The organism is Streptomyces sp. NPDC004752 (assembly GCF_053601275.1).
The window spans coordinates 21017-31940 of the sequence record NZ_JBSGBN010000111.1 but is presented as its reverse complement, the minus strand read 5'-3'; the positions used below and the strand labels follow the sequence as shown (position 1 = coordinate 31940).

11 protein-coding genes and 2 pseudogenes are annotated in these 10924 nt (G+C 72.0%); 6 read left to right on the top strand and 7 right to left on the bottom strand.

Annotation, left to right across the window (positions count from 1 at the left end):
- The 5 genes and pseudogenes from ACWEKM_RS34435 to ACWEKM_RS34415 all read right to left on the bottom strand — a co-directional run.
- Window positions 1–95, bottom strand: a pseudogene (locus ACWEKM_RS34435) (AIM24 family protein); the annotation flags it as partial.
- A gap of 17 nt (window positions 96–112) precedes the next feature.
- Complete coding sequence (tgmB, locus tag ACWEKM_RS34430) at window positions 113–1096, bottom strand: ATP-grasp ribosomal peptide maturase (RefSeq protein ID WP_451625195.1); 984 nt, start codon at window positions 1094–1096, stop codon at window positions 113–115.
- A 16-nt stretch (window positions 1097–1112) separates the two neighbouring features.
- Entirely contained in the window at window positions 1113–1304 is a 192-nt protein-coding gene (tgmA, locus tag ACWEKM_RS34425) for a putative ATP-grasp-modified RiPP (RefSeq protein ID WP_451625194.1), read from the bottom strand.
- A gap of 248 nt (window positions 1305–1552) precedes the next feature.
- A pseudogene (locus ACWEKM_RS34420) lies at window positions 1553–1817 on the bottom strand (fructosamine kinase family protein); the annotation flags it as partial.
- Between the two features lie 43 nt (window positions 1818–1860).
- Complete coding sequence (locus ACWEKM_RS34415; RefSeq protein ID WP_451625193.1) at window positions 1861–2325, bottom strand: hypothetical protein; 465 nt, start codon at window positions 2323–2325, stop codon at window positions 1861–1863.
- Between the two features lie 354 nt (window positions 2326–2679).
- On the opposite strand from ACWEKM_RS34415, the gene ACWEKM_RS34410 reads away from it, so the two are divergent.
- Window positions 2680–3669 carry an alpha/beta hydrolase gene (locus ACWEKM_RS34410; RefSeq protein ID WP_451625192.1) on the top strand — a complete coding sequence of 330 codons (990 nt, stop codon included), beginning with the start codon at window positions 2680–2682 and terminating at the stop codon, window positions 3667–3669.
- Between the two features lie 261 nt (window positions 3670–3930).
- Here the strand turns inward: ACWEKM_RS34410 and ACWEKM_RS34405 are convergent, their stop codons facing one another.
- Window positions 3931–4662 (bottom strand): ATP-binding protein, encoded by a 732-nt coding sequence (locus tag ACWEKM_RS34405; RefSeq protein WP_451625191.1) that lies wholly within the window; start codon window positions 4660–4662, stop codon window positions 3931–3933.
- Between the two features lie 325 nt (window positions 4663–4987).
- Between ACWEKM_RS34405 and ACWEKM_RS34400 the strand changes: the two genes are divergently transcribed.
- The 3 genes from ACWEKM_RS34400 (at window position 4988) to ACWEKM_RS34390 (ending at window position 6997) form a co-directional block, all read left to right on the top strand.
- Window positions 4988–5863 (top strand): helix-turn-helix domain-containing protein, encoded by an 876-nt coding sequence (locus ACWEKM_RS34400; protein ID WP_451625190.1) that lies wholly within the window; start codon window positions 4988–4990, stop codon window positions 5861–5863.
- A 25-nt stretch (window positions 5864–5888) separates the two neighbouring features.
- Window positions 5889–6101 carry a DUF397 domain-containing protein gene (locus ACWEKM_RS34395; RefSeq protein WP_451625197.1) on the top strand — a complete coding sequence of 71 codons (213 nt, stop codon included), beginning with the start codon at window positions 5889–5891 and terminating at the stop codon, window positions 6099–6101.
- An 80-nt stretch (window positions 6102–6181) separates the two neighbouring features.
- Window positions 6182–6997 carry an SAM-dependent methyltransferase gene (locus tag ACWEKM_RS34390; protein WP_451625189.1) on the top strand — a complete coding sequence of 272 codons (816 nt, stop codon included), beginning with the start codon at window positions 6182–6184 and terminating at the stop codon, window positions 6995–6997.
- Window positions 6998–7215: 218 nt separating this feature from the next.
- Here ACWEKM_RS34390 and ACWEKM_RS34385 read toward each other — a convergent pair whose 3' ends face one another.
- Complete coding sequence (locus tag ACWEKM_RS34385; RefSeq protein WP_451625188.1) at window positions 7216–8406, bottom strand: PP2C family protein-serine/threonine phosphatase; 1191 nt, start codon at window positions 8404–8406, stop codon at window positions 7216–7218.
- A 1213-nt stretch (window positions 8407–9619) separates the two neighbouring features.
- Between ACWEKM_RS34385 and ACWEKM_RS34380 the strand changes: the two genes are divergently transcribed.
- A complete protein-coding gene (locus tag ACWEKM_RS34380; RefSeq protein ID WP_451625187.1) occupies window positions 9620–10306 on the top strand; it encodes a hypothetical protein in 687 nt (228 codons plus the stop codon).
- Between the two features lie 125 nt (window positions 10307–10431).
- On the top strand, window positions 10432–10887 hold the full coding sequence (locus ACWEKM_RS34375) for a tellurite resistance TerB family protein (RefSeq protein ID WP_451625186.1): 456 nt from the start codon (window positions 10432–10434) through the stop codon (window positions 10885–10887).
- Window positions 10888–10924: the final 37 nt, after the last annotated feature.

Genomic DNA, 10924 nt, shown 5'->3' with positions numbered 1-10924 from the left:
AGCAGGTTGCCCGAGCGAACGGTCAGATTGCCGTCGACCAGGTCGTACGAGTTGACGTCGAAGGCCCGGTCGGCGAGGAGCATCTTGCCCGAGCCGCGCGTGCCGCGGGCCGTCACAGGGCCGACCTGCGGGTTCCGTCGGCCGTCGGGCATGTGACGTCGGGTGCGGACGCCAGCCACCGCGCGATGGCACGGGCGATCGGCTGACCGGTGTCCATCTCGACAAAACCGAACTGGCCCGACTGGTTGCACTCCAGGAACCACCAGATGCCGTCCGGGTCCTCGGCGAAGTCGAACGCCCCGTAGGCGAGTTCGGCGCCGCCGAGGTAGGCGTGGACGGCCGTCGCGACCCTCGGGGGCACCTCCACGGGATTCCAAGGGGACAAGGACGCGGTGAACCGCACGTCCACCTCCTGCGGGTCGGCGTCCGGCTCGACGGCCTTGCGTGCGGCGAACAGCCGGTCGCCGACGGCGGTCAGCCGGATGTCGGCCAGCTTCGGCACCCGCCGCTGCAACAGGGTCGGACCGAACGCGACGGCCGAGAAATCGGTGTCCGGCGCGACCCTGCTGGTCGGCACCGCCCGGGGCGGTTCCTGCGGGTGCGCGCCGGAGACGGGCTTGACCACGAGATCCGGGAAGCGCTCCGAGAACTGCCGGGCGGCCTGCGGGAACGTCGTGATCAAGGTGGCGGGCACGGGCAGCCCGCTGCGCTGGGCGAGCCCGAGCTGCCACGGCTTGTGGCGGGCCCGCCGGGCGGCGTCGGGATGGTTCATCCAGCGTGCGCCGGTGCAGCGCAGCATGCCGTACAGCGCCTGGGATGCCTCCTCGGTCAGCCAGGCGGACGGCTGGGCCGCCCGGGCCGCCGGGATGCCAGGTCTGCGCACCCAGACGGAGCGCAGACCGCTCATGCTCACCAGCCGGCCCGCGACGGACAGGTGGCCGTGGCAGATGCCCTGCACGTACTCGACGGACAGGGCGACCCGGGTGGTGAGATCCGCTGGATCGAGGCGGACCACGGGCACACCGGCCTCGTTGAGCCGGAGGACCACCATGTCCGCCGTCACGTCCTCTTCACTGGTCAGAATGAGCACGGTCATTGTGGGGGGTCCGCGGTCAGTCGTCGAAGTGCGTTTTGGAGCCGGCCGTGGAGGTCGTGGTCCCCAGCGCTCTCAAGGTCGCGTGGTCGGTCGCGGCGATGCGGCCGTCGGGGAGCACGTTCAACTGCAGTCCGGAGTCGTACATGTACGGAGTGGTGACCTTCAACTGAACTGCCGGGCGGGCGTAGTTGAGCGTGAACGGTTGCATGGTCTCTCCCTGTTTCGGCTTCCATGCAGTAATACGATTCGAACGCGTGGTTGGTTTCCTTACTTTCTGTGATCTCAGCCCGAATCAAGGACGTATTGAGGAAGCGGCGGAGCGCGTTGTTCCGCGGAAGGGCCGGGAAACGCAAACCCGCCCGGCACATGACGACGGACGGAGGGGGCATCGCGAACCCGGTCGGGCCGTCAGGATCCGCCGGCCGGCCGCGAGGGGCGTGGTCGCCCGACAACTGTCCAGAGGTCGCCGTGCAGCCGGGCCGGAGGTTCGGCGGGGCCGGCGGGCCGGGGCAGCCGCTCGCAGAGGCGGTCGAGGACACCGGCCTCGTCGCGGCCGAGGGTGTTGTCGTCGGCGGCCCGACGCAGATACGCCGAGCACCCCGTGCTCGGCGTATCAGGCGGGCCGGTCGGCGCCGGGGACGTACGGCATCGGGGCGAGGCCGATGTACGTGTCCTCGGGGCCGTCGGGCGGCGGGGAGCCGGAGGCGGGCGCGCCCGCGGCCCCTCGCCATCGTGCGCCATGGGCCCTGCTCAGGGCCCGGCGATCAGCTGCCCCAGGTGCCCTGGTTCACGGCGCAGTTCCAGCCGGTGCCCTTCAAGGTGAACTTCACCTTGTAGCTGCGCGTGTTGAGCAGATGGGTGCGGACGGTGACACCGAGGCTCGCCTTCTTCTTCAGGGTCGTCGTGTAGACCGACACCGTCCTGGAGGTCTTGTGGCTGACCTCACCGCCCTTGGCCTTCGCCGAGCCGAAACGTACGTTCTTGACATTCGTGACGGTGAACGTGACCTTCTTGAAGCTCTTGGTGGTGCTCTTGTTCTTGATCCCGAAATACAGGCCGTCGCCGGTGACCCAGCCGTGCGAGTCGACGTAGAAACGGGACGGATAGACGACGTTGACGGGGCATCCGGAACTCGACGCCGTGGTCTGCGCGGACGCGGCCTGGGCCAGGCCGAGTTGAGCGGCGGTGACGAGTCCCGCCGTGGTCAGGACCGTGACGCTCGTACGCATGCGGTTCACTGCGGTATTACCTCCCCCTGTGGCCCGGGCGGGCCAACCCACAGGAGGAATTGTTAGCACGGGTCGGCGCCCGGCAGGACGCGGAGAACCGCATTCCGCGCAGCGGTGACAGAATCCGAACACATGCGGGCCGTGATTTCGCAACACCCGTGCGATTGCCGGAACTTCGCGCCCCGATTCGGCGATGAAGCCCAGCAGGGCCCGGTGACGGGAGTGATGGTGGTGCCGGGGTGGGCCGGTAGCCCGGCCCCTTTGCGGAGCTTGCCGAAACGGCAACATCGCTCGGTGGCGCGGCCCCGCCTCCCGCATGATCGCCCCAGCAGCCCCGATCGTCTGGGAGGAACGATGTCGCAGATCACCGCTTCGGACCCCGTCCACCGGCTGGTGCCGTCCCCGGCCGGCCGGACCCATCTGGTGGAACAGGGAACCGGGCCGCTGGTGCTCCTCGTACATGGATTCCCGGAGTCCTGGTATTCGTGGCGCCGCCAGCTGCCCGCGCTGGCCGCCGCCGGCTACCGGGCCGTCGCCCTTGATGTACGCGGTTACGGCCGCTCCTCCAGACCCGCCGAGGTCGACGCGTACCGGATGCTCGAACTGGTGGCGGACAACGTCGCCGTGGTGGAGGCGCTGGGCGAGCGGTCCGCGGTGATCGTCGGACACGACTGGGGCGCCACCATCGCCGCGACCTCGGCTCTGGTCCGGCCCGACGTCTTCGGTGCCGTGGGCTTGCTGGGTGTGCCCTACACCCCGCCCGGCGGCCCGAGGCCCAGCGAGGTGTTCGCGGCGATGGGCGGCCCCGAGGAGTTCTACGTCTCCTACTTCCAGGAGCCGGGCCGCGCGGAGGCGGAGATCGAACCCGATGTGCGCGGCTGGCTCGCGGGCTTCTACGCGGCCCTGTCCGCCGACACCATGCCCGCGCCCGGGGCGCCGGATCCGCACTTCGTCGGCGCGGGCGCAAGACTGCGCGACCGGTTCCCCTCCGGTCGCCTGCCCGCCTGGCTGGGGGAGGAGGAACTCGACGTCTACGCGGCGGAGTTCGAGCGTACCGGGCTGACCGGCGCGCTGAACCGCTACCGCACCATGGACCGGGACTGGGCCGACCTCGCCGACTTCCACGGCGCCCCCGTCATCCAGCCCTCGCTGTTCGTCGGTGGCAGTCTGGACGCCTCCACCACCTGGCTCGCCGACGCGATCGAGGCGTACCCCACTACCCTGCCCGGCCTGACCGCCTCCCACCTTCTCGACGGCTGCGGCCACTGGATTCAGCAGGAGCGCCCCGAGCGGATCAACACGCTTCTGACGGAGTGGCTCACGGAGGTGGCCCCGCACCGGTGACGGCTCGGGAGCGTCCGCGCGCCGAGCGGTCGTCGCGGCTCACGGCGTCGTCGCGGCTCACGGCGTCTGCGCGGCTCACGGCGTCTGCGCGGCTCACGGCGTCTGCGCCGCGCGCCGGTTCACGGTGTGACGGTCGGGCGGCCGGGCTCCGGCTTGGGGCGCGTCCGCGTCCAGGACGGGTCGGCCGAGCAGTGAGGTGCCGCGTCGCGGTCCGGGCCGCACGACAGGGCGGCCGGGCGGGCACGGTGCCGTACGCGCGGGTCAGGGTTTGGTGAACAGTGGTGCATGGGCTGGGCGTCCTTCGGCCGAGTGGGGGGTGAGCCGGTCGGGATGGGGGACCGACGACGGGGCGGCGTCCGGGGCCGTCGCCAGCTCGGCCCACACGACGCGTGCGGACCGGCGGGTGCCGGTGACCCCCCAGTCGCGGCTGAGCGCCGCGACCAGGAGGAGTCCACGTCCGCTCTGGTCGTCCGGGTCCGGCTGCCGGGGCGTCGGCAGCGCGGCGGCACGGTTCTGGTCCTCGACCTCGATGCGGAGCCGGTCCGCCGTGCTGTGCAGTCGGCAGGCGATCCGTTCGCTGGCCGAGTGTGTGACCGCGTTGGTGACCAACTCGGAGGTCACGATGACTGCGTTGTCCCGTACCTCGTCATCGGTGCCCCACCTGGTCAGCAGCGCGCGCACGGCCCTACGGGCCGCGCCGACCGATGTCGGGGTGGCAGGCAGGTCGAACGCGTGGACACGGTGGGGCGGTTGAGCCCCGGAGGCGAGCGGGTCGAGGCCGTCAGGCCCAGGGAGTCGACCGGAATGCTCGCCTCCGGGTGGTCGGGTGGGGCTCGCCGACTGCGGCGAGCGGTGCGGCCACTGGGCCGCGTGCGGGCTCGCGGACTTGTCGCCGCCCGGCAGCGGCATGGGCCGCCGAGTTCCCGCAGGCGCGCCGGGGTGCCGGTCGTCGGGCAGTCGGTCCAGTGGCTGGGGGAGGGAGGGCGGAGTCATCGCCGTACGCCTTTCGTCCGGCCCTGCTGAAGTGGGAGGTTGTCGGTCTCGCATCGGTCGGCCGCACGGGACGAACGGGCGACAACCCACGCCCTGCGGCGCCCGATTGCAGCCCAGTCTCCCCCAACTGGGCTGTCTCACCTGCTCATCAGGTGAGCCGGGTCAGTGAGTCCACTGTGACATCTGCCAACATCTGCTCGCAACCGGCAAGTTGAAATTTGCAAGTAGTCACGTGCATGCTGCTTCCGTCAACAAGTGATCGAATGCGGCGCGGGATTCGACCGCGTGAGACGGTGACCCGGGAACCTGGTGCGAGGGGGCAAGCGTGACCGCTGAGACCGACTGGGGCGGCGCCCCTTCCGTCCTTCGCATGATCCTCGGCCGGCAGCTGGAGGAACTGCGCAACCGGGCCGGTCTGACCTACGAGCAGGCGGGCGAGGCCATCGGAGTCAGCCACTCCACCATCCGCCGGATGGAGGCCGCCAAGGTGGCCCGGCTGCGCCTCGCCGACGCCGAGAAGCTGCTGCAGACCTACGGCGTGCGGGACCAGCAGGAGATAGACACCTTCCTGCAGTCTGTGCGCGAGGCCAACAAGCGCGGCTGGTGGCACACGTACCGCGACGTCATGCCGGACTGGTTCGCCGCGTATCTGAGCCTGGAGCAGGCCGCGCTGCAGATCCGCGCGTACGAGAACGAGTTCGTCCACGGGCTGCTCCAGACCCCGCAGTACGCGCGCGCCCTGCTGGGCGCCGGCAATCCGCACGCGTCGGCGCAGGCCACGGAGCGGCGGGTCGCGCTGCGCATGCGCCGTCAGGAACTTCTCACGCGTGAGGAGCCGCCGCGGGTGTGGGTCGTGATGGACGAGACGGTGCTGCGCTGGCCCGTCGGCGGCTCCGCCGTGATGCGCGCGCAGATCGACCATCTGATCGAGGTCAACCGGCTGCCGCAGGTGACCCTGCAGATCATGCCGTTCGCCAACGGCCCGCATCCCGCCATGCGGGCCGGGGCCTACCACATCTTCCGGTTCCGGGCACCCGAACTCCCCGACATCGTCTACCTCAACGGCCTGGTCGGCGCCGTCTACCTGGACAGGAGCGACGACGTCGTGGTGTACCGAGAGTCCCTGGACCGGTTGGGCGCCCAGGCGGCGCCCGCCAGCAAGACCGAGGCCGTCCTCGGTGCGATACGCAAGGAGCTTTGACGTGCACCACCCCATACACAACGGCATGCGATCCCGGGAACTCGGCGCGCGCGGCTGGACCAAGCCGTGGAGCGACGACGCCGGCGGCGCCTGCGTGGAAGTGAAGAAGCTCGCCGACGGGCGCGTCGCCGTGCGCCAGTCGACCGACCCCGACGGCCCGGCGCTGGTTTTCACCCCCCGGGAAATGACCAGCTTCCTGACGGGTGTGAAGTCGGGTGACGCCGACTTCCTCCTGTGAACCGTCTGTGAACCGTCTTGTTATAGCTGCTTGTTCCACCGAACCCTGCTGCATCCCCGACTCGAAGAGGAGACACGGCGTTGCCCGACAACGGATGGCCGGCCGACCGTATCGACACCGAGAACGCCCACTCCGCGCGGATCTATGACTACATCCTGGGCGGAAAGGACTTCTATCCCGCGGACAAGGAGGCGGGCGACGCCATGGCGCAGGAGTGGCCCGCCCTGCCCATCCATATGCGTGCCAACCGGGACTGGATGAACCGGGCCGTGCGCTGGCTCGCCGAGGAGGCGGGCATGCGCCAGTTCCTGGACGTCGGCACCGGCGTCCCCACCTCGCCGAACCTGCACGAGATCGCCCAGGCGGTGGCCCCGGACTCGCGCGTCGTCTACGTGGACAACGACCCGATCGTCCTCACCCTCTCCCAGGGGCTGCTGGCCAGCGCCCCCGAGGGCAGGACGTCGTACATCGAGGCCGACTTCCGCGACCCGGCCGCCATCCTGGACGCCCCCGAGCTGCGCGAGACCCTCGACCTCGGCAAGCCGGTGGCGCTCACGGTGATCGCCATCGTCCACTTCATGCTCGACGAGGACGACCCGGTCGGCGTCGTGCGCCGCCTCCTGGAGCCGCTGCCCTCCGGCAGCTACCTGGCGATGTCCATCGCCACCGCCGAGTTCGCGCCCCAGGAGGTGGGCCGCGTCGCCCGCGAGTACGCGGCCCGCAACATGCCGATGCGGCTGCGCACCATCGACGAGGCCCACGCGTTCTTCGAGGGCCTCGACCTGGTCGAGCCGGGCATCGTCCAGGTCCACAAGTGGCATCCGGACGGCACGGGCGAGCAGGGCATCCGCGACGAGGACATCGCGATGTACGGAGCGGTGGCCCGCAAGCCGTGACCCGGCGGGGCCGTGACCCCCGGGGCCGGGACCCGGCGGGTCCCGGCCCCGTTCCGTACGCGTCCGCCTCCACGGCCGGCCGACCGACGGACCCTGCCGGGGAGGATGGCCGTGCTGGTCGAGGTCGGTCCCGGGAGCCGGCTGTACGGCCTGGTGCGCGCGCACTCCGAGACCGCTCCCGCGGTGCCCGCCGGGCGCCGCGGCGGGCGCGGTCCCGGTCAGCGGGTCGCGGGTCCCGGGTCCTGGCGGAACGCGCCCGTGTCGATGACCTGGACGTGGTGCCGCCCCCGGGCCGTGGAGGTGCGGTGCAGGGCGACCACGGCGGCGTCGTCGTCCAGCCGCCCGCCGGTGTGGGCGACCAGATCGCGCTGCACATGCTGGACGAGGGTGTCCGGCGGGGCGTCGCACCACCGGGCCACGCGTTCGGCCAGCGGGTAGAAGCGGCCGTCGGCGTCGCGGGCCTCGATGACGCCGTCGGTGTAGAGCAGCAGGGTGTCGCCCGGCTCGAAGGGGAACTCGTCCAGCTCGCGGTCGGCCGGTGCGGGCCCCAGTCCGCCTCCGCGGACCCCCAGGGGCGGCGAGGGACGCAGGGTCGGGACGGTGACCGTGCGCCCCTGGCAGAGCAGCAGGGGCGGCGGGTGGCCGCAGGTGGCCATCCGGACGACCGGGTATCCGTCGGGGATCTCCACCAGCAGGGCGGTGGCGAAGCGCTCGCCCGCCTCCTCGGGCGGTTCGAAGTCGGCCGCGTGGCGCTGGACACTCTGCTCCAGGGACTCGGCCAGGTCCGTCAGCAGGGGGCGCCGATGGGCGGCCTCGCGGAAGCCGCCCAGCAGGGCGGCCGCCTCCCCGATCGCGGACAGCCCCTTGCCGCGCACGTCACCGATCAGCACGCGTACCCCGCCGAACGCGCGGGTGGCCGCGTACAGGTCTCCGCCGATCTGGGCCTCCTCCTCGGCCGCCAGGTACCGCGAGGCGATCCGCACCAGCCCCATCCGCTCCGGCAGCGGCCACATCAGGACGTGCTGGGCGGCCTCGGCCACGGAGCGGGCCCGGACCAGCTGGGCGTGCCGCCGGTCCCGGATCGCGCAGTAGATCACGACCAGCACGGACAGCACGGAGAGGGTGATGAGCTGCACGATGCGGTTGGCGGTGGCCAGCTCGCCGCGCAGGAGCCCGATGAGGCTCTGTGCCACCACGGCCAGCGCCCCGACCGCCGCCGTCGTCCGTGGACCGGCGAACGACGCGGTGAGCGCCGGGGCGATGACCAGCGCGGAGGCCAGATGGAAGTCCTCGGGTGAGTGGACCTCCACCGTGGTGATCACGGCGATGAGGGCGAGCGGAAGGAGCAGCAGCGCCTGACCCGACTGCCATGGCTGCCGGAAACCCGAGGCGCCCTGCCGGTCACCCATGTCATCCAGCGTGCCCCACCCTGGGGCGCTCGGCCATCCTTCGCCCGCCGGGGCGGGCCGGGAGCCCGGGATCAGCGCCGGTGCTCTGCCGTCGCCCCGGTCCGGGCCGTTCCCGATCCGGCCGCGCCGTTGCCGATCCGGCCTCGTCGGCCCCGACCGTCACCGTGGACGCCGCGGTCCGGACCGCTCCGGCGTGTCGGAAGTCCGGCAGGAGCCGGTAGGCCCGGCGCTCGCCGCCGTCGCCGTGCAGGAGATCTCCGGCTCGCCCCGGGTCCTGCCGCCCCTTTGGGCTCGCCGTTCGGATGCTCATACGGATGGGCGAGGTCGCCGGACCGTGGCGGGACGAGGTGGCCGTACGCCTCCGGACGGCGCTGGAGATCGCGTACGGGTCGTATACGGGTCGTGTACGAGTCGCCTACCGGCCTGCCGGCCTCGGCCACCTGCGGCCGCGGCTTGCTCGGCCCGCCCGTACGAGATCGCCGCGCAGCGTCACCTCGTACTAGACCCGGGCGGTGCGGCTCGGGGCCGGGGTCCGCGCCGGCGTCTCCTGGTCCGGTGGCCGTGAGATCGGCGCCGAGGGCCACCCCGTCGCCGCCGGGGGTGAAGTCGGCGAGGACGCGATATCCCGTCGCCTTCGGCAGCTCGACGGGGGCCGGAGGCTTTCGCTCGTGCCCGGCTCGACCGTGGGGTCCGCAGGGCGTGCAACCGGCCTGCGAGGCGCGCGGGCCGCCGGACGGCGCGGGCTCGTGGCGCTGCTGTGCCGGGTCGTTGCCGCGCTGGTGCGGGCGGGCCGCCCGGTCGGACTCGGCGGCGGCCTCGCCGTGGGCGCCGCCGAGTCCGTGGGCGCCGCCGAAGGCCGCGGTGAGCGCGGCGGTGCAGACGCTGATCCGCGGTCCCGTGTGCTGATCCGCGGTCCCGTGCGCAGGGTGCCCTCCCGGGCTCACGGTCGCCCGGACGGCGGCCCGACTGCGCTCGAAGTTACCCCCTTGGAGTATGAAGGCTTCGTGGTCGGTGACGGCCTGTCGCTGCGCCTCCTCCCTCGGTTTGCGCAAGTGGCGCGCCGAGGCGACGGCCCGACGTGGTCGTCCTCTGACGAGTCTTAAAAGGTTGCGCAATTCGGGAACCATTAGACTCGCCACTCCTCAACCACAGTTCGGCAGGGGCGGCCGCATGGGTCGCGAGCGTCGCCGGCCTTCACACTTCGGGGGGACACATGTCGGATCCCGCGCCGTCGGGTACGGAGATCGGTGTCGTGTTCGAGCGGCTGCTCGCTCAGGCCCTGGGCTCCGGGCAGATCGCTCAGGCGCTGGAACGCTCCGGCGCGACGCTCGACCGGGAGCGGCTGCGTGCGCGGGCGTCGTCGGCCCGTACGGCCATCACGGCCGCGGCGGCCGTCGAGTACCAGGACTACCTCGCTGCGAGATCGGCGGCCGCGGGGTACGGCAGCCACGCGCGGACCGAGGGGGAGGAGGCGGCGCCGCCGCGCCGCGCGGGCGGGGTCCTGGCCCTGTTCGCGGTCGTCGTGCCGAGCCTGTCGGCCGTGGCCGCCGCCGTCTTCCTGCTGTCCGGGTACGGCCTGCGCGCCGTCGGCGGCCGTCCCTACGTCGGCGACGGCCTGACCACGGCGGGGCTCCTCGCCGCCGCGGTGGCCGCCGGGGCGGCGATCGGCGATCTGATCTGGCTGTCGGTGACGGCGGTCCGCAATCGCTCCGGCGACGAGTACGGCGCCCTGGCCGACCCCGACCCCGACCCCGACCTCGCCCCCGCCCCCGACCCCGACGTGGCCGCGGCGCGTGCGGCCTGGGAACTCGCCCTGCTGGAGCGGGGGATGATTCCGTTCCTGCTCGGCCGTATCGAGGAGGCGCGGATGGCGGAACGGGGTGATCGGGCCGTGCGCTGAGCCCGGACCGAGCACAGCACGCAGCGCGGTCGCCTGCTGCTATCTTCTACAGCACTGTAGAAGTAGGCGGCCTGCCGGTGCGGCTTCGTGCGCGATGCGGCGGCCCCGGAGCAAGGGAAGTCGACATGGCCCTGTGGGACCGCATCAAGGACTCGGCGTCGCAGATGCAGAATCAGCTGGTGGCGAAGAAGAACGACCTGAAGAGCGGCGCGTTCCGCGACGCGAGCATGGCGATGTGCGCCCTGGTGGCCGCGGCCGACGGGAAGATCGACCCGGCCGAGCGGCAGCGCGTCGCCCAGCTCATCTTCAGCAACGAGGTGCTGCAGAACTTCCCCGCGGACGACCTGCGGCGCCGTTTCGAGGAGAACCTGGACAAGCTGACCGCCGACTTCGACTTCGGCAAGGTCGGCGTGCTCCAGGAGATCGCCAAGGCGAAGAAGAAGCCCGCCGAGGCCCGCGCGGTGATCCAGATCGGCATCGTCATCGGCGGCGCCGACGGCGACTTCGACGCCACCGAGCGCGCCGTGGTCCGGGAGGCATGCTTCACGCTGGGGCTGCCGCCCCACGAGTTCGACCTGTGAGCGGACCCCTGCGGCCGGATGCCACCGGGGCGGACGG

Excerpts from the sequence above, each read along its gene's own strand:
- ACWEKM_RS34410 (WP_451625192.1), top strand. The coding sequence starts at position 2,680 with ATGTCGCAGATCACCGCTTCGGACCCCGTCCACCGGCTGGTGCCGTCC.
- ACWEKM_RS34375 (WP_451625186.1), top strand. The coding sequence starts at position 10,432 with ATGGCCCTGTGGGACCGCATCAAGGACTCGGCGTCGCAGATGCAGAAT.
- ACWEKM_RS34395 (WP_451625197.1), top strand. The coding sequence starts at position 5,889 with ATGCGATCCCGGGAACTCGGCGCGCGCGGCTGGACCAAGCCGTGGAGC.
- ACWEKM_RS34405 (WP_451625191.1), bottom strand. The coding sequence starts at position 4,662 with ATGACTCCGCCCTCCCTCCCCCAGCCACTGGACCGACTGCCCGACGAC.
- ACWEKM_RS34380 (WP_451625187.1), top strand. The coding sequence starts at position 9,620 with ATGTCGGATCCCGCGCCGTCGGGTACGGAGATCGGTGTCGTGTTCGAG.
- ACWEKM_RS34415 (WP_451625193.1), bottom strand. The coding sequence starts at position 2,325 with ATGCGTACGAGCGTCACGGTCCTGACCACGGCGGGACTCGTCACCGCC.
- ACWEKM_RS34385 (WP_451625188.1), bottom strand. The coding sequence starts at position 8,406 with ATGGGTGACCGGCAGGGCGCCTCGGGTTTCCGGCAGCCATGGCAGTCG.
- tgmA (WP_451625194.1), bottom strand. The coding sequence starts at position 1,304 with ATGCAACCGTTCACGCTCAACTACGCCCGCCCGGCAGTTCAGTTGAAG.
- tgmB (WP_451625195.1), bottom strand. The coding sequence starts at position 1,096 with ATGACCGTGCTCATTCTGACCAGTGAAGAGGACGTGACGGCGGACATG.